Here is a 15,965-nt window from a genome sequence, read left to right as displayed (position 1 = left end):
AGTCATTCCCGCGGCGGCCGACAAGTCTCTGGCACCCGCCCCCTCCGGCGACGCTCGCTCACAACACGGCATGGGCGGCTCCTTCGCTCCGCTACCCATGCTACGCGGGCATCGTCCCTGCCGTTCCCAGCGGAGACGAGGCCAGCGGCCCCTAGGGGGTTGGCGACGGCGGCGTCTTGTCCGGGAGCGGGCCGGACGACACCGTGATCGTCACGGTGGTGCCGATGGCGACCTTGATCCCGGCCGACGGGTTCTGCGAGATCACCTGGCCCGACGGCACGGCGGAGGGCTCTTCCGTGACCTTGACGTTGAGCCCCGCGTTGGACAACAAAGTCTGCGCCTCCGCCTGAGTCTTGCCCACGACGTCGGGAACCGCGACGGTGGAGGGAGCCTTGGCCACCTTGATGGTGACGGTGGAGCCCTGATCGACCAGGCCCGGCAGCGGGTCCTGTTCCACCACGGTGCCGGGGTTGGCCTCGGTGGTTTCGACGTCCTGCAGATTCACGATGAGGCCAAGCGCCACCAGCGTCTGTTGGGCGGCAGACTCGGTGCCGTTGCGCAGTTCGGGCAGCTCAACCTTGCCGTCCGAGATGAACAAGGTGATGGCGGCGTCGGGCGTGACCACTTGACCCGCAGCGGGCTCCGTCTTGGTGGCACGGTCCGCCTGGATGTCGGGATCGTGGTCGGTCTCGAAGGTGCTAATCACCAGGCCCGCGTCCTCGAGCTCCGTGATCGCGGCTTCGCGGGTGAGGCCGCGCACCACAGGCACGGTGACCTCGAGCGGTCCGGTCGAGACGTACACGGTCACCACGGGATCCGTCACCGGATCCACCCGTTCGCCCGCCGGGGGGTCGGTGCGAATCACGAGGCCCGCGGCGATATCGGCGGAGGTTTCTTCCTGGAAGTCGGGCTGCAGCTCGAGCGCTGTCAGGCGCGTTTCCGCGGTCGCCTGATCGACGCCCTCGAGAATGGGCACCGTGACCAGCGTGGCCGTCGGTTCAGGGGTACCGCCGCTGTTGTTGAACATCGAGAACAGGGCGAAGATGACGAGGATGAGCCCGATCAGGGCGGCGGCGGCGATCCCCATCTGGATCATGAGCCGACGGCGCGGGTTGTCCTCCACCATGTCGTCATCGGCGACGATCGTGCCGGTGCTGGGCGGGCGCACGGAGGGAGGCGGCCCGGGGGGGCCGCCCATGACCGAACCCCAGCCGGATGACGCCGGCATGACGGCGGTCGCCGCCGTGTCCGGACCTCCCGGCCGTTCGGGCGAAGCCTCGTTCTGGGCGGCGGCCGTCCCGGCGGCCGCGCCAGCCGCAGCGACTCCCGCAGCGCCACCGCCCCATGCGGCGGAACCGACCGGCGTGGCGCCGGTGGTGGGCAACGGGGTGCCACCCATGGCGCGCTCCAGGTCGGCGGAAAACTCCTGAGCGGACGAGTACCGCGCATTGCGATCCTTCTGGAGCGCCTTGCCGACGATCGCGTCGAGTTCGGGGGGAACGTCCGACGCGAACTGGGAGGGTCGCGGCGCCTCTTCACGCACGTGCTGGTACGCGACCGAGACGGGAGAGTCACCCATGAACGGCGGGCGCCCCGTCAGCAGTTCGAACAGCAGACAACCGGTCGAGTACAGGTCGGATCGGGCGTCGACATTCTCGCCGCGCGCCTGTTCGGGCGACAGGTACTGGGCGGTGCCGACCACGGCCTGCGTCTGCGTCATCGTCTGGCCTATGTCGGCCAGGGCGCGGGCGATCCCGAAGTCCATGACCTTGACGGCACCCGTGGGCGTGAGCATGACGTTGGCGGGCTTGATGTCGCGGTGCACCAGACCCGCGTGGTGAGCGTATTCGAGGCCGGCCAGCACGCCCTGGGTGATCTCCACGGCCTCCTCGATGGGCGCGGCCACGTCGCCCTTGAGGATGTCGCGGACCGTGTGGCCCTCGACGTACTCCATGACGATGAAGGGGACCGCCTGGACGGCGCCGTTCTCGTTGCGACGGTGGTCCTCGCCGGTGTCGTAGACCGCGACGATGGACGGGTGGTTGAGGCCAGCCGCGGCCTGAGCCTCACGGCGGAATCGAGTCTGGAAGGAGGGGTCACGCGCCAGGTCGGCGCGCAGGATCTTGATGGCGACGTTGCGGCCAAGGCGCGTGTCGTAGCCGATATGGACCTCGGCCATCCCGCCGCGACCGATCAGGTCGCCAACCTCATACCGGCCAGCTAGTAGCTGTGGTTCGTCGTTCATCATCTTCCTTGCCTGTAGCCCGAGGGCACGTTATCTAGCGCTTATTGTGGCATCCCCGCTACGTGTGGCGAATCGGCGGCGCGTCGGGGCGCGGCCGATATCGTGCGGGGGCAATCGACGGCGGCATGGCGCGCCCGGGCGCCTGGCCGCCTCTCTTGGGTGGAATGGTGCCAGGGACGTCGCGCTCGCGAGCGGAGCGTTCCGCCTCGGTCGGCAGCCGCAACTTCCTGAGAATCGCCTCGAGTTCCAGGGCGGTGTTCGGCCTGCGCTTGGGGTTCTTCTCCAACAGGTCCATGATGAGCGCCGCCAGCGCGGGCGACACGCCCGAGGGCAGCGGAGGGACGGGTTCGTTGACTTGTGCGATCGCGATATCCACCGGCGACGCCGCCGTGAACGGCCGCTTTCCCACCACGGCTTCGTACGCGATGATCCCCAGCGCGTACAGGTCCGATGCCGGGGTTGCGGGCTTGCCAAGCGCGAGTTCGGGGGCGAGGTATTGGGCGGTGCCCATCACCATGCCGGTGGCGGTCAGCGTGGTTTGGTCGTGGCTGCGGGAGACCCCAAAGTCGGTGATCTTGACGTGGTCTTCACCCTCGATCAGCAGGTTGCCGGGCTTGATGTCGCGGTGCATGACCTTGGCCTGGTGGGCCACGTGAAGGCCTTGGCAGGTGCCGATCATCATGCGGACCAGCCGATGTTCGTCCACCGTGAGTTCGCGCTCGAGCACGGTGGACAGCGGCTCGCCGTCGACCAACTCCATCACCAGGTAGGCGGCGCCAGCCTGGTCGCCGTAGTCGAACACCTGGGCGATGTTGGGGTGCATCAGGCCCGCGGCGTTCTTGGCCTCGTTGCGGAAGCGCTTCAGAAACGTCTCGTTGTTCTGTGCCTCTTCCTTCAGCACCTTGACGGCCACCGGCCGATCGAGTTCGCTGTCGACGCCGCGCCACACTTCACCCATGCCGCCCACCGCGAGCAGGGACCGCAGCACATAGCGGCCTCCCAGCGTCGTCCCCGACTGCATCTGCATGTGCTACCCCCCCGCCGCGCTGTCGATCGCCGCCTGGATGACGGCTCTGGCAATCGGAGCGGCGACCTTGCCGCCCGTGGCCTCGCTGCCAAGGTCTCCACCATTCTCAACGAGAACGGCCACCGCCACCACCGGATCGTTGGCGGGGGCAAACGCGACGAACCAGGCGTGGGGGGCGGCGTCGGTGCCGGTCTCTGACGTGCCGGTCTTGCCCGCAATGGTGATGCCCGCGATCTGCGCGTTCCGCCCCGTGCCGTCCGACACCACCGCCTGCATCATCGCGTTGAGCGCGCCCGCAGTGTCGCGGCCGAGCGAGGAGGAGAACACCTCGGGCGACGTGTGCTCGATGACCCGGAGGTCCGGATCCCGCACGGTCGCAACCAGGTACGGCTTCATGAGGACGCCGTCGTTGGCGATCGCTGCGGCCACCATCGCCATCTGCAGTGGAGTGGTGCGCACATCGAATTGGCCGATGCCGGATTGCGCGATCTGGGGGTTGTTGGGGTCATCGGGAAGGCGCGAAGGGGTCACGTTGAGGGGAATGTTCAGCGATTGTTCCCAGCCGAACTTGGCGGCGGTGCGTTCGATGACGCCCCACCCCAGACGCATGGCGAGGTCCGCGAAGGCGGTGTTGCACGACACCCGAAGCGCGTCGATGAGCGGGATGTTGTCGCTGGCCCCGCACCGTTCGCCGCCGTAGTTCTTGATGGTGGCGGTGGTGCCGGGCAACGCGAGTTCTTGAGGGGCGTAGACGAGGGTGTCCGGGGTGTACCCGGAGTCGAGGGCCGCCGCGGCGACGATCAGCTTGAACGTGGACCCCGGCGCATACGTGTCCCCGCCGATGGCGCGGTTGATGAGGGGGTCGGTCTGGTCGGCCACGAGCGAGGAGTAGATGCGGTTCGCCTCGGACGAGGAGTGGACCGCCAACGTCGAGGGGTCGTAGCTGGGCGTGGACACCATCGCCAGGATCGCGCCGGTGCGCGGGTCGATCGCCACCACTGACCCGCGGTTTCCTCCCATCGCGTCGTAGGCGGCGCGCTGCACCGTGGCATCAATGGTGAGTTCGACCGACGCGCCTTCCTGCTCCTGGCCGGCGAAGAGGTTGCCCAGTCGGGTCCAGAACAGGGCGTCCGCGCTGCCGTTAAGGAGGCTGTTCTCGGTGGCTTCGAGGCCGGAGCGTCCCGGACCGATCGAGTAGTACCCGGTCACGGGTGCGTACAGCGGGCCATCCGTGTAGGTGCGCTGGTAGTTGAAGGGGTCGTCCACGGGCACAGACCTGACGACGGCCTGACCATCCACGATGATCGGGCCGCGGAACGAGCCGAACTGGCGGTACAGGGTGCGGACGTTGCGCGGATCATCTCCCAGTTGGCTCGCCTTGGCGAACTGCAGCCACGAGGCCGACACCATGAGCGTCAGGAACAGCAGGAGTACCACCACGGACAGGCGGCGGATCGGCTCGTTCATCGCGTCGCCTGTGTCGCTCGCGCGCCGTCTGCCGCGCCCGCGCGCGCCGCGTCGGACACCCGCAGCAGCAGCGCGATCGCCAGCCAGTTCGCGATCATGGAGGACCCGCCGTATGCGAGGAAGGGGGTGGTGAGACCGGTCAACGGGATCACCCGGGTCACTCCCCCCACCACCACAAAGAGTTGGAGCGCCATCGCGAAGCCGAGCCCTGCCGCCATCAGCTTTCCAAAGCCGTCCCGCACGCCGATCGCGGCGCGAAGGGCCCGCTGCACCACCACCAGGTAGAGGGCGAGGATCGCCATGAAGCCGGTCAGGCCAAGCTCCTCGCCGAGCGACGCCATGATGAAGTCGGACTCCGCGTACGGCACGAGCGCGGGTGAACCGTCACCCAGACCGGTGCCGAACAGCCCTCCGGAGGCCATGCCGAACAGGCCCTGCACCAGTTGATAGGACCGGCCCGAGTCGTACACGTCCGAGTCCAGCGCGTGCAGCCAGGCGTCGTACCGGGCGCCCACGTGAGAGAACAGGGTGCCCGCCATGACGGCGCCCACGGAGAACAGGCCCATGCCGACGATGACCCACGAGATTCGCTGCGTCGCCACGTAGAGCATCGCCACGAACAGGCCGAAGAACAGCAGCGAGGCGCCTAGGTCGCGTTCGGCGATCTGCACCAGCAGCGCCGCCGCCCACACCACGAGGATCGGGCCGAGGTCGCGGGGACGCGGCAGCCGAATGCCGAGCACCTTGGGCCCAGCGAGGGCGAGGGTGTCGCGGTGAGACACCAGGTAGCCGGCAAAGAAGATCACGAAGGCGATCTTGGCGAACTCGCCGGGCTGGAGCGAACGGCCGAACAGCCCCACCCAGATGCGCGCGCCGTTGACTTCGCGGCCGATCCCTGGGGCGAGCGGCAGCAGCAGCCCCACCAGGCCGATCACGCCCGCGGTGTACGTATAGCGGCGCAGCAAGCGGTGGTCAGGAAGCACGGCCACCACGATGAGTGCGCCCACGATCCCCAAGATCGCCCACAGCGTCTGGGTCTGCGCAAAGTGAGTCTCCCGGCCGCGGGCGAGGTACGCGAAGTCGATGCGGTGGATCATGGCCAGACCCAGGCCGTTCAAGGCGAAGACGGCGGGCAGCAGCACCGGATCCGCATCGGGCGCCTTGAGGCGGATCACCACGTGCGCAGCGGCGGCGAGGGCGACCACGGCCATCGCGTACACGGCCAGCGAGGCGCCGACGCCTGGGCCCGCATGCGCGTCCACGAAGGCCCGCGCCGCGATGGCGATCGCGCAGGCGATTGCCAACAAGACGGCCTCCGACCGTCTCCCGACGCGTACAGAGACCTCGAGGACGGTGGCCACTAGCCGGTGCCCTCGAGTGAGGTGACGATGGCGCGGGCCTCGGAGAGCTTGCCCGTCCGGATCGACGCGTCGACGCGCTCGCGTTGGAAAGGCGCCAGGGAGTCGACGGAGATGCTGGTCGACTCGATCACGTGGTGAAGGCTGATGGGGCCGAGTGACTGGGGGATGCCTCGGTAGATGGCGACCGAGTCGCCATCAGTGCCCACGTAGTACTGGGTCTGCGACCACGCGTAGGAGCCCCACAGGGCCGCCATGACGGCGACCAGGGCGACCAGGGGCAGCAGCCATGGCTTCAGTCGCGACCAACGACCCGCTTGATCCTCCTCCTCGTCGTCATCGGCGGCGGCCGATGAGAGCTTGGCGGCGCGTCCGGCCGACGATTCAGAGCCCTGGGAAGGGCGCTTGCGGTCGCGGGCGGCGGAGCCGACGATTTGGTTGGGCGCGGGCTTGGCCTTGCTGGCGGAGTCGATGTCGACGATGTCGCCGATCACGCACGTGACGTTGTCCGGCGCGCCGGCCGCGAGCGCGAGCGACACCAGGGCGTCGGCGCAGTCGGCGGCGTCCTCGACCTCAAGCATGGTTTGGTGAATGGTGTCGCGGGACACCACCCCGGACAGCCCGTCGGAGCACAGCAGCCACCGGTCCCCCAGCCTGGCCTCGCGCACGGAGATATCCACGGGGACGTCCGCGTCGATGTCGCCCAGGACGCGTAGCACCAGGTTGCGTTTGGGATGGTTTTCCGCGTCGGCCATGGACAGGCGGCCGGTGTCCACCAGGTGCTGCACAAAGGTGTGATCGGAGGTGACCTGGTCGAGGTCGCCGTCGCGTAGCAGGTAGCAGCGGGAGTCGCCGATGTGCGCCATGGCCAGCGTCGTGCCGGAGCGCAGGATTGCGGTGACGGTGGTGCCGAGGCCGGACAGTTCGGGGTCGTTGTGGGCGCGTTCCACGATGTCGGCGTGGGCGTCGGCGATCGCGCCCTTCAGGTGGTCGAGCGACTCGTCAGGTCCAAGGGCCTCACCCTCGAGGGCGGCCAGTCGGCCCACCGCCAGGGACGATGCGATGTCGCCTCCCGCTGCGCCGCCCATGCCGTCGGCGACCACCAGCAGATGAGGTCCGGCGAATGCAGAGTCTTGGTTGTCGGCACGCACCAACCCCACATCGGAGCGCGCCGCAAAGCGCAGCGTCAGGTACATGTCAGGCCCTCAATTCCAGTGTGGTGGCGCCGATACGCACGCGCTCGCCGATCGAGAACGGAACCGGGTCTTCAACCTTCTGATTTCCCAGGAAAGTGCCATTGGTGGAGCCGAGATCCTCGACCAACCAACGCCCATCCTCGGGGAAGATGCGGCAGTGCCGTGCCGAGAGGAAGTCGTCCTCAATGACCACGGTGCAGGTGGCCGCGCGACCGATGAGGATGGGAGAGGCACCCAGTGGCACGGTGGTGCCCTTGAGCGTGCCAGAGACGATGGCAAGGTGAGCGGCTGCTGGCGCCTGGGTCGAGACCGCGCCGGTTCTTACGCCGGTGCTCGCCCGAGACGGCGCGGCCCGCTTGTTTGCCCGGCCGTCGGTGCGGGCGCGGCGCTTCCTGCCCTTGCCGCGCGACGTCACGCGTGTGCCATACAGGTCGGAGCGCAAGACGCCGATGGCGACCAACACCATCGCCCACAGCAGGACCAGGAAACCCAGCCGAAGCAGGGAGACGGACAGTTGACTCATCAGGCTTCCTCGTCCGTCGGCAGGCCGTCCCAATACAGGATGGTGGTGCGGCCGATCGTGATGGCGTTGCCGTCCAGCAGGGTCGCCTCGCGGATGCGTTGGTCCTCCACGAAGGTGCCATTGGTGGATCCCAAGTCCGTGACGATGGTGCCGTAGTCGGTGCGTTCCAGGCGGATGTGTTGGCGGCTCACGCCGGTGTCATCCACCACGATGTCCGCCTCGGTGCCGCGGCCGAGCACGGTGGACTCGCCCGTCAGGTGGTAGCGCTTGCCATCGATGTCGAGCAGCGGGTAGCGGGAGTTGGGGGCGCGGTTGCCTGCGGGGGCCACGGGCCCGCGGGTGGAGCGCGAACGCACGGCGTAGCGACCGGTCGCAAGGTCCGGATCCTCCTCGAACCGCACGGCCACCTGACCCACAAAGCTGTAGCGCTGGCGGTCGGCGTGGTCGTGAAGCGCGTCCTCGAACTCGTGTGCCAGCGCCGCGTCACCCCACTCGCGCAACGACTCCATATCTACGGAGCTGAGCGCGAGCACGTATTCATTGGGGACCACCGTGCGTTGCCGGTCCACGACGGCCGCACGGGCGTCGCATTCGCGTTTGAGCGCGCTCGATAGTTCCACCGGCTTCACGCCGGAACGGAACGTCTTGGCGAACGCGGACTGCATCACGTTCTCGACGCCTTTTTCGAAGCGATCGAGCACTCCCATACGTGGAATCGTAACCTGCGAGGTACGCACGGCCCGAGCGCCCCGCGTGAGTGGGCCCGGCGACATCGCGGACAGACGTCGGAACTCAAGCGACTCTTCGGCGGGCGCGGGCACTTCAGACCCGCCGCGCGCGGGTGGTCATGATGGCCGTCGGCCCATGTATGCCCTGACTGAGATGGGCGAATGCGGGTGTGACGCCACGACCGTGTGACGCCCCGACCCGTCTAGCGCAGAAACTCCCGCAGCGTCGTCTGGATGACACGTGCGGTGGCGCTCAACGCGCCTTGGTACGCGACCTCTTGCGTCTTGAGTTCCACGAGGGTCTCCGCGAGGCCGATGTCGTCCACACCGTCCGAATTGTTCATCGTGCAGTTTCTATCGACCTTCGCGCGCGAACGGTGAGTGTTCTGCGCGAGCGGCGGATTACATCGAGGCGTCACTGTGGAACCCCAAGAGCGCATCCTGCGTGGCGCGCATCGACTGCACCAGCGCATCCCGGTTGGAGTGGGCAAGCGCGTCAATCTGTGACGTGATGTCCGTCAGCGCCACGTGGTGGCTGCGCAGCAGGTCGTTCCATGGCGTCGGCGCGGCCCTGGCCAACTCCTGCAGTGAGGCCCCGGGGGTGAGGCCCACTTCCCGAGCGGCGTCGTCGGCCTCGACAGCGCGTTCCAATTCGATTCCGCGAACCTGATCGAGGACCGCTTCGACCTCACGCGTGGCGCGCCCCACCCAGCGCGCACGCCCGCTGGCGAGCACGAACTCCTCTTCTTCCAACTTGAACAGCAGCGACTCGAGAAGCTCTCGCTCTCGCCACAGCACGGTCGAAAGTTCATTGAGTCCCAAGGCAACTCCCATGTGTCCGCTGCGCCCGAAGGTGGCCGGTAGCACCACTCTCATCGGCCGCCACAACCACAATGTGACAAGTCTCACTGAGAAACTTTCCCCCTGCACGCACTTTTGTGCCCTGCCACCCGCGTGGAGGGCACTGTGCGTACGGAATGGACTACCTCACACCCAGCGTGTCGCAAAACGGACAAAGCGCCCACGCGCGTGTCGTGTGATATTTCCCGCTCGTGTGGGTGACGAGCGTCACGTGTGACTTTTCACCTGGTCCGCTGGTGAAACGTCAGTCACATTGGCCCCATGAACGAAGCGATGAACCGATCGAACGCCTTGGTGGAATCCCACCTCGCGTTGGTGGGATACAGCGTGAACGAGGTTCTCGCTCGCGTGCCGTCGCACGTGTCGCGTGCTGACCTGATGTCTGCCGGGGCGATGGCGCTGGTGAAGGCAGCACGATCCTTCGACGACACCAAAGGCGTCCCCTTTGCCCGATACGCGTCCGTGCGTGTTCGCGGGGCCCTCGTCGACGAGCTTCGGTCGATGGATTGGCTCTCACGGGGTGTGCGCCGCCGCGCTCGTGCCGCTTCAGCGGCGACGGACGCGCTCGCCGGCCGCCTCGGTCGCACGCCCACCAAGGACGAGATCGCGCAGGCGATGGGCGTCAGCGTTCATGAGGTCCACACCGCCCAAGCAGACGCCGAGACTCGCGTCCTGTCGTTGGACGCGTTCGAAGGTGCCGTGGGCGCCGCGATCGTCGACTCGACGGTGGCGCCGCTCGATGCCATGGTGAGCGCGGAGCGCATCGAATACCTTCGGGCCGGCATTGCCTGCCTGCCCGACAAGCTCGCATATGTCGTGGACCAGCTGTTCTTTCACGACCGCCCCGTTGTGGAGCTCGCGGAGGAGATGGGCCTGACCCGCTCTCGCATCAGCCAAATTCGCAGCGAGGCGCTCGGGCTGCTCAAGGAAGGCCTTGAGGCAAACCTCGAGGCCGACGCGGTCCCGGCGGTCGACCCCAAGGAAAGCGTGGTTGAACGCCGCCGCCAGGCGTACTCCGCGGCCATCGCCGCCCGGACCGCCCAGGCGCGCGCAGGCGCGGCGCTCGCGCCTTCCGTCAAGGTGCTGGCCCTCGTCGGCTAGGCCCCCCACCACCATTCGTGGGGCGATCACGCTGCGTGTTACGCTTTCCCGGCGCGCGCGAGTGGCGGAACGGCAGACGCGCTGGCTTCAGGTGCCAGTGTCCGAAAGGGCGTGGGGGTTCAAATCCCCCCTCGCGCACCACAGAGGGCCCCCGAGAGATCGGGGGCCTTTCTCGTTCCACGGTCGCGGTGCGATCACTCCTGTCCACGTCCACCGAGTCCGGCACCGCACGGACGCGGCAGACGGGTCATGCAGCGGCGTTAAGGTCCCGCACCCACTGGTCGCCCTCAAGGCGGAATCCCGTCTTGCGGAGGTACTCGGTATCGGTCGCCCCGTGCGGCGTGACGGTGACGCGAGAGAAGCCAGCCTCGGGCAGCGCGCCTGAGTCGCGGTAGACAAACTGGCCCGCCGTGAAGTCGCGGAACCGCGGCTTGACCCAGTCGAGTTCCACCACGCCCTGGCCGCCGCCAGCATCGTGCAAGGCCACCACGCCCACCGCCTCGTCCCCGCGCACCACCAGCAACGTGGATCGGGCGGGGTCGCCGGGCTGCGCGACGAAGTCCGGCTGGTGCGAGGCGATGTCCTCAGCATGCACGGCGAGAAGGTGCTGCAGGAACGGGTCGTCGGGCGGCACCTGAAGCGCTTGGTACCCGCCGGGCTCCTGCGCCTCGCGGTACAGGCGTCGCAACCAATACGCGCTGATCACGGCGATCACGGCGTTCATCGCCACGAACGGCCAGATGCCGAGCACCGCGTTGTAGAACGTCGCGATGATCGAGCCGATCATGTTGATCCAGCGGAATCGGAGCACCCGCGCCTGCATGAGCGAGATCACGATGAGGGCCGAGCCGATCCACCCGATGGCTTCCAAGAGTGTGTTCACCGGCCCAGCCTACGCGGCGGGCCTAGTCTCGTGAGATGACCACCGGTACCGTGCGCGTCGACGCGTGGGTGTGGGCCGTCCGGTTGTACAAGAGCCGGACGCAAGCAACCGCTGCGTGTCGCGCGGGTCACGTGCGCGTCAACGGCGAGCGAGCCAAGCCCGCCACTCGTGTCAAGATCGGTGACCGCGTGGTGGTGCGTGCGGGCGGGCTCGACCGGATCGTCGAGGTCCGCCAGTTGCTCCTCAAGCGCGTGGGAGCGGAACCCGCCGCGGCCGCCTACGCGGACCACACGCCCGCGCCACCGCCTCCGTCCGAGTTTGTCGCCCCACCGGCCGTGCGCGACCGAGGTGCCGGCCGACCCACCAAGAAGGAGCGCCGCCAGCTTGACCGCCTGCGCGGCCGCGGCTGACGTCGGTCCCCAGACCCCTACGGGATTAGGCTCACTTCCATGCCCGGTCCCTCCGTCGACGTCGTGGTTGTCACCTATAACCCCGGTGACACGATCACCTCCTTCTTGCAGTCCGCGGTGGGCGCGGAAGGAGTCGCGAGCGTGACAGTGGTGGACAACGCCTCGAGTGACGACGTCGCCCAGCGAGCCGCCGCTTGGGCCGACGTGTCGTTTGTGCAGACGGGACGCAACGCTGGATATGGCGGCGGCGCCAACATCGGCGCGCTGCAGGGGTCCGCCGCGTGGATCCTGGTGTCCAACGCGGACATCGTGCTCGAGCCGGGCGCGGTCGCAGCGCTGTTGGCCGTCGCCGAATCGGACGAGACGATCGGCGCGGTGGGCCCGCGGGTCCAAGAAATCGACGGCACCACCTACCCGTCCGCACGCCCGTTGCCGACGCTGATGCTGGGTGCGGGACACGCACTCTTGGGGCGGGCCTGGCCGCGCAATCCCTGGACGCGTCGCTACCGACTCAACCTCCACCCCCTGGGCGGAGAGGTCGACGCCGGTTGGCTGTCCGGGTCGTGCTTCCTGGTGCGCCGGTCGGCGTGGGAGAAACTCGGCGGCTTCGACGAGCGGTACTTCATGTTCTTCGAGGATGTGGACCTGGGCAGGCGCCTTGGTGCGGCGGGGTTCCGGCAGGTGTGGACGCCGCGCGCGGTCGTGACCCACCTGGGCGGGCACAGCTATCGCTCGGATCCGGCGCCCATGCTCAAGGCGCACCACGATTCTGCCCGGCTGTATGTCGCGAGCGCCTACCCGCGCTGGTGGCAGGCTCCGGTGCGGGCCGTTGTCGCGGCAGGACTCACCGCCCGGGAAAGGGCCGAGGTGGCCGCCGCGCGCAGAAGGCTCTCAACTCCGGCAGACTAGGCCCATGCGTGGCATCATCCTGGCCGGCGGTTCCGGCACCCGACTGCACCCGATCACCGTGGGCGTGAGCAAGCAGCTCGTCCCCGTCTACGACAAGCCGATGATCTATTACCCCCTGTCGACGCTCATCTTGGCGGGGATTCGAGACGTGCTCATCATCACCACCCCTCACGACGCCGAGCAATTCGAGCGGCTCCTCGGCGATGGTTCCCAATTCGGCATCGCCATCACGTATGCGCAGCAGCCCGAGCCCAACGGCCTGGCGCAGGCCTTCACGATTGGCGCCGACCACATCGGCTCCGAGAAGGCCGCGCTCGTGCTGGGCGACAACATCTTCTACGGCCACGGGCTGGGCTCGCAGCTGCAGAAATTCGCCGACGTTGACGGTGCGGCCGTGTTCGCGTACCGGGTGGCGGATCCGACGGCGTACGGGGTGGTCGAATTCGATGCGTCCGGCACGGCGATCTCACTCGAAGAGAAGCCCACCCACCCCAAGTCACACTTCGCGGTGCCTGGCCTGTACTTTTACGACAACGACGTGATCGAGATTGCCCGCAACCTCAAGCCGAGCGCGCGCGGCGAGTATGAGATCACCGACATCAACCGCCACTACCTCGAGGCGGGCACACTCCAGGTGGGCGTCTTGCCGCGCGGCACCGCCTGGCTGGACACCGGAACCTTCGACTCGCTGCTCGACGCCAGCCAGTTTGTCCAGACGGTCGTCCACCGCCAGGGGATGAGCATCGGCGCCCCCGAAGAGGTCGCGTGGCGGCAGGGCTTCCTCAGCGACGACGAGCTGCGCGAGCGGGCGGACAAGCTCACCAAGTCCGGCTACGGGCAGTACCTGCTGAAGGTCTTGGACGAGGGCAAGTAGGCGCCGGGCCCACCAAGGCTCAGGCAAGCACTTCCTGGGCCGCGACCGCCCAGCGTTCGCGCCAATCGCCAATTCCCTCGATGCCGAGTGCCTCATGCGCGGTGTGGCCAAGGACCGACCACGCGGGTCGTGGCGCCTTGCGCGCAGAGCCACTCGAGTCGGTGGGCGAGACGATGTCCCTTAACCCGGCCGACGCGACGACTTCCTTGGCGAAGTCGTACCAGGAACACTGCCCGGCAGACGTCGCGTGATAGGTGCCGGCGGGCGCATCGGCCGCCAGCAACCGCAGCATGAAGTCCGCCACGTCGCGAGTCCACGTCGGCTGGCCGATCTGGTCGTCAACCACGCTCAGGGCCCCCCGTTCACGGCCTGCCTTGGCGATGGTCTTGGGGAAGCACGGCCCGCCCCGCCCGTAGAGGTAGGCGGTGCGCAGGATCAGGGCGTCCGCGCCAGACTCTCGCACCGCGGCCTCTCCTGCCGCCTTGGTGCGCCCATACGCGCCGACGGGGTTCATCGGCGCATCTTCCGCGTACGGCTCGGTAGCGTCTCCCGCGAAGACGTAGTCGGTGCTGATGTGCACCATGCGAGCACCCGCCGCCGCCGCGGCACGCGCGAGATTCCTGGGCCCGATGGCGTTGACCGCGTACGCCACGTCCTCCTCGTCCTCGGCGGCATCGACGGCCGTGAACGCCGCGCAGTTGATCACCAGATCCCGCCCGGCGACGGCGATCGCCACGGCGTCGGCGTCGAGGATGTCCAGATCGTCGCGATCCGTGAGGACCATGTCGGTCGCGGCGGCGGCGCGGAGGGCGTCAGCGACGTCGGCGGCAAGCATGCCGCGCGCGCCGGTGAGCAGAATGCGGGCGTGGGAGGGGTTCACCCGGCAAGGCTAACGGCGCTACTAGGCTAGGTGAGGCAAAGGAGGCCCCGTGGAGTACCGAGAACTGGCGATTTCAGGCGCGTGGGAGATCACGACGCGGCACTTTGGCGACGATCGGGGACTCTTCCTCGAGGTCTTCAAGGGCATTCCGTTTGCCCAAGCCGTGGGTCACGACTTCTCGCTCGCGCAGGTCAACTGCTCCGTGTCGGCCGCCGGCGTGCTGCGCGGCATCCACTTTGCGGACGTCCCGCCGGGCCAGGCCAAGTACGTGACGTGCGTCAAGGGCGCCGTCGTCGACGTGGTGGTCGATATTCGCGTCGGCTCCCCTACGTTCGGCCAGTGGGACTCGGTACTCCTCGACGACGCGGACCGCCGCGGCATCTACATTGCCGAAGGTCTGGGGCACGCGTTCATGTCGCTCGAAGACGGCTCGACCGTGATGTACCTGTGCTCCACGCCCTACGCCCCGGGCCGGGAGCACGAGGTGCACCCCCTGGACCGGGCCATCGGGATCGAGTGGCCCAGCGTGGGGCGCGGTGGCGAACCGCTCACGCCGCGACTGTCGCCCAAGGACGGAGCCGCCCCCACGCTCGCTGAGGCTCGCGCGGCGGGCCTGCTTCCCGCGGCCGACGCCGTGGCCGCCTACGTCGACGGGCTCGCGGACGGCACCACCGCATAGGATTCTTGGGGCCCCGCGAACGCGAGGTCGAGGAAGGTTGTCATGAAGGCTCTGGTCACTGGCGGCGCCGGCTTTATCGGCTCCAACTTTGTGAGACTGACGCTCGACGAGCGTCCCGACGTGGAGATGACCGTCCTCGACGCCCTCACGTACGCGGGCAATGCGGCATCCTTACCGGACGACGATCGGGTCACCCTGGTCAAGGGCGATGTTGCGGAGCCGGACCTGGTGGACGACCTGGTGAGGGACCATGATCTGGTCATCCACTTTGCTGCGGAGAGCCACAACGACAATTCCCTCGACAACCCATGGCCGTTCGTGCAGACCAACATCATCGGCACGTACCAGCTGCTCGAGGCGGTCCGCCGTCACGGCAGGAAGCTCCACCACATCTCCACCGACGAGGTCTACGGCGACCTCGAACTCGATGACCCCGCCAAGTTCACGGCAGAGACGCCGTACAACCCGTCGTCCCCTTACTCGTCCTCCAAGGCGGCATCGGACCTGCTGGTGCGCGCGTGGGTGCGGTCGTTCCAGGTCGAGGCCACCATCTCCAACTGCTCCAACAACTACGGTCCGGCCCAGCATGTCGAGAAGTTCATCCCCCGTCAGATCACCAACGTGCTCGACGGCATCCGCCCCAAGCTGTACGGCAAGGGCGAGAACGTGCGCGACTGGATTCACGTGGACGACCACAACCGCGCCGTGTGGACCATCGTGGACAAGGGGCGCGCGGGCGAGACGTACCTCATTGGCGCCGACGGCGAAATGGACAACAAGTCCGTGATCGAGATGATCCTCGAGCAGATGGGCCAGCCCGCCGA

The 15,965-nt window shown here is 67.9% G+C and carries 17 protein-coding genes and 1 tRNA gene; 7 read left to right on the top strand and 11 right to left on the bottom strand.

The genetic code is table 11. The features are described 5' to 3' along the window. Positions 1-151 precede the first annotated feature (151 nt). The 9 genes from pknB to QZZ29_RS02355 all read right to left on the bottom strand — a co-directional run bounded on the left by pknB (position 152) and on the right by QZZ29_RS02355 (position 9,453). Positions 152-2,245 carry a Stk1 family PASTA domain-containing Ser/Thr kinase gene (gene pknB, locus QZZ29_RS02395; protein ID WP_291381082.1) on the bottom strand — a complete coding sequence of 698 codons (2,094 nt, stop codon included), beginning with the start codon at positions 2,243-2,245 and terminating at the stop codon, positions 152-154. 58 nt (positions 2,246-2,303) lie between these two features. Next, positions 2,304-3,272, bottom strand: coding sequence for a serine/threonine-protein kinase (locus QZZ29_RS02390; protein ID WP_291381079.1), 969 nt, complete (start codon positions 3,270-3,272; stop codon positions 2,304-2,306). A 3-nt stretch (positions 3,273-3,275) separates the two neighbouring features. Continuing rightward, entirely contained in the window at positions 3,276-4,739 is a 1,464-nt protein-coding gene (locus QZZ29_RS02385; protein ID WP_291381077.1) for a penicillin-binding transpeptidase domain-containing protein, read from the bottom strand. Beyond that, a complete protein-coding gene (locus QZZ29_RS02380) occupies positions 4,736-6,046 on the bottom strand; it encodes an FtsW/RodA/SpoVE family cell cycle protein (protein WP_291381075.1) in 1,311 nt (436 codons plus the stop codon). The genes QZZ29_RS02385 and QZZ29_RS02380 overlap by 4 nt, the downstream gene beginning before the upstream one ends. A gap of 53 nt (positions 6,047-6,099) precedes the next feature. Beyond that, a complete protein-coding gene (locus QZZ29_RS02375; protein ID WP_291381073.1) occupies positions 6,100-7,293 on the bottom strand; it encodes a protein phosphatase 2C domain-containing protein in 1,194 nt (397 codons plus the stop codon). A gap of 1 nt (position 7,294) precedes the next feature. Then, a complete protein-coding gene (locus QZZ29_RS02370) occupies positions 7,295-7,816 on the bottom strand; it encodes an FHA domain-containing protein (RefSeq protein WP_291381072.1) in 522 nt (173 codons plus the stop codon). Then, the gene (locus QZZ29_RS02365; protein WP_291381070.1) at positions 7,816-8,523 is read right to left on the bottom strand and encodes a DUF3662 and FHA domain-containing protein; all 708 of its coding nucleotides are present in this window, start codon (positions 8,521-8,523) and stop codon (positions 7,816-7,818) included. Before QZZ29_RS02365 ends, QZZ29_RS02370 begins: the two co-directional genes overlap by 1 nt. Before the next feature lie 224 nt (positions 8,524-8,747). Beyond that, the gene (locus QZZ29_RS02360) at positions 8,748-8,888 is read right to left on the bottom strand and encodes a hypothetical protein (RefSeq protein WP_291381068.1); all 141 of its coding nucleotides are present in this window, start codon (positions 8,886-8,888) and stop codon (positions 8,748-8,750) included. Positions 8,889-8,946: 58 nt separating this feature from the next. Beyond that, positions 8,947-9,453, bottom strand: coding sequence for a flagellar protein FlgN (locus QZZ29_RS02355; protein ID WP_291381067.1), 507 nt, complete (start codon positions 9,451-9,453; stop codon positions 8,947-8,949). Between the two features lie 213 nt (positions 9,454-9,666). Here QZZ29_RS02355 and QZZ29_RS02350 point away from each other — a divergent pair, with 213 nt between their 5' ends. Beyond that, on the top strand, positions 9,667-10,506 hold the full coding sequence (locus QZZ29_RS02350) for a sigma-70 family RNA polymerase sigma factor (RefSeq protein WP_291381065.1): 840 nt from the start codon (positions 9,667-9,669) through the stop codon (positions 10,504-10,506). A gap of 55 nt (positions 10,507-10,561) precedes the next feature. Further along, positions 10,562-10,647 (top strand) — tRNA-Leu (locus QZZ29_RS02345). A gap of 106 nt (positions 10,648-10,753) precedes the next feature. Here QZZ29_RS02345 and QZZ29_RS02340 read toward each other — a convergent pair. After that, positions 10,754-11,389, bottom strand: a complete 636-nt coding sequence (locus QZZ29_RS02340; RefSeq protein ID WP_291381063.1) for a hypothetical protein — start codon at positions 11,387-11,389, stop codon at positions 10,754-10,756. Between the two features lie 35 nt (positions 11,390-11,424). Between QZZ29_RS02340 and QZZ29_RS02335 the strand changes: the two genes are divergently transcribed. From QZZ29_RS02335 to rfbA, 3 genes are read left to right on the top strand one after another with little or no spacing between them, the layout of a single operon-like run. Further along, entirely contained in the window at positions 11,425-11,799 is a 375-nt protein-coding gene (locus QZZ29_RS02335) for an RNA-binding S4 domain-containing protein (protein ID WP_291381061.1), read from the top strand. A gap of 39 nt (positions 11,800-11,838) precedes the next feature. Further along, on the top strand, positions 11,839-12,708 hold the full coding sequence (locus QZZ29_RS02330; RefSeq protein WP_291381060.1) for a glycosyltransferase family 2 protein: 870 nt from the start codon (positions 11,839-11,841) through the stop codon (positions 12,706-12,708). A gap of 4 nt (positions 12,709-12,712) precedes the next feature. Beyond that, positions 12,713-13,582 carry a glucose-1-phosphate thymidylyltransferase RfbA gene (gene rfbA / locus QZZ29_RS02325; protein ID WP_291381058.1) on the top strand — a complete coding sequence of 290 codons (870 nt, stop codon included), beginning with the start codon at positions 12,713-12,715 and terminating at the stop codon, positions 13,580-13,582. A 19-nt stretch (positions 13,583-13,601) separates the two neighbouring features. On the opposite strand, the gene rfbD is transcribed toward rfbA, so the two are convergent. Continuing rightward, positions 13,602-14,462, bottom strand: a complete 861-nt coding sequence (gene rfbD / locus QZZ29_RS02320; RefSeq protein WP_291381057.1) for a dTDP-4-dehydrorhamnose reductase — start codon at positions 14,460-14,462, stop codon at positions 13,602-13,604. 49 nt (positions 14,463-14,511) lie between these two features. Here rfbD and rfbC point away from each other — a divergent pair, with 49 nt between their 5' ends. Both rfbC and QZZ29_RS02310 read left to right on the top strand, forming a co-directional pair. Then, positions 14,512-15,141, top strand: coding sequence for a dTDP-4-dehydrorhamnose 3,5-epimerase (gene rfbC / locus QZZ29_RS02315; protein WP_291381056.1), 630 nt, complete (start codon positions 14,512-14,514; stop codon positions 15,139-15,141). A gap of 42 nt (positions 15,142-15,183) precedes the next feature. Then, a partial coding sequence (locus tag QZZ29_RS02310) for a GDP-mannose 4,6-dehydratase (protein ID WP_291381055.1) occupies positions 15,184-15,965 on the top strand: 782 nt, incomplete at its 3' end.

The sequence above is a fragment of the Demequina sp. genome (assembly GCF_016278765.1).
In the GTDB taxonomy this organism is placed as follows: domain Bacteria; phylum Actinomycetota; class Actinomycetes; order Actinomycetales; family Demequinaceae; genus Demequina.
This window is presented reverse-complemented; position numbering and strand designations above follow the sequence as displayed.

What these genes read in the sequence shown, in the direction of transcription:
- pknB (WP_291381082.1), bottom strand. Translation starts at nt 2,245, where the DNA reads ATGAACGACGAACCACAGCTACTAGCTGGCCGGTATGAGGTTGGCGAC.
- QZZ29_RS02390 (WP_291381079.1), bottom strand. Translation starts at nt 3,272, where the DNA reads ATGCAGATGCAGTCGGGGACGACGCTGGGAGGCCGCTATGTGCTGCGG.
- QZZ29_RS02385 (WP_291381077.1), bottom strand. Translation starts at nt 4,739, where the DNA reads ATGAACGAGCCGATCCGCCGCCTGTCCGTGGTGGTACTCCTGCTGTTC.
- QZZ29_RS02375 (WP_291381073.1), bottom strand. Translation starts at nt 7,293, where the DNA reads ATGTACCTGACGCTGCGCTTTGCGGCGCGCTCCGATGTGGGGTTGGTG.
- QZZ29_RS02370 (WP_291381072.1), bottom strand. Translation starts at nt 7,816, where the DNA reads ATGAGTCAACTGTCCGTCTCCCTGCTTCGGCTGGGTTTCCTGGTCCTG.
- QZZ29_RS02365 (WP_291381070.1), bottom strand. Translation starts at nt 8,523, where the DNA reads ATGGGAGTGCTCGATCGCTTCGAAAAAGGCGTCGAGAACGTGATGCAG.
- QZZ29_RS02360 (WP_291381068.1), bottom strand. Translation starts at nt 8,888, where the DNA reads ATGAACAATTCGGACGGTGTGGACGACATCGGCCTCGCGGAGACCCTC.
- QZZ29_RS02350 (WP_291381065.1), top strand. Translation starts at nt 9,667, where the DNA reads ATGAACGAAGCGATGAACCGATCGAACGCCTTGGTGGAATCCCACCTC.
- QZZ29_RS02335 (WP_291381061.1), top strand. Translation starts at nt 11,425, where the DNA reads ATGACCACCGGTACCGTGCGCGTCGACGCGTGGGTGTGGGCCGTCCGG.
- QZZ29_RS02330 (WP_291381060.1), top strand. Translation starts at nt 11,839, where the DNA reads ATGCCCGGTCCCTCCGTCGACGTCGTGGTTGTCACCTATAACCCCGGT.
- rfbA (WP_291381058.1), top strand. Translation starts at nt 12,713, where the DNA reads ATGCGTGGCATCATCCTGGCCGGCGGTTCCGGCACCCGACTGCACCCG.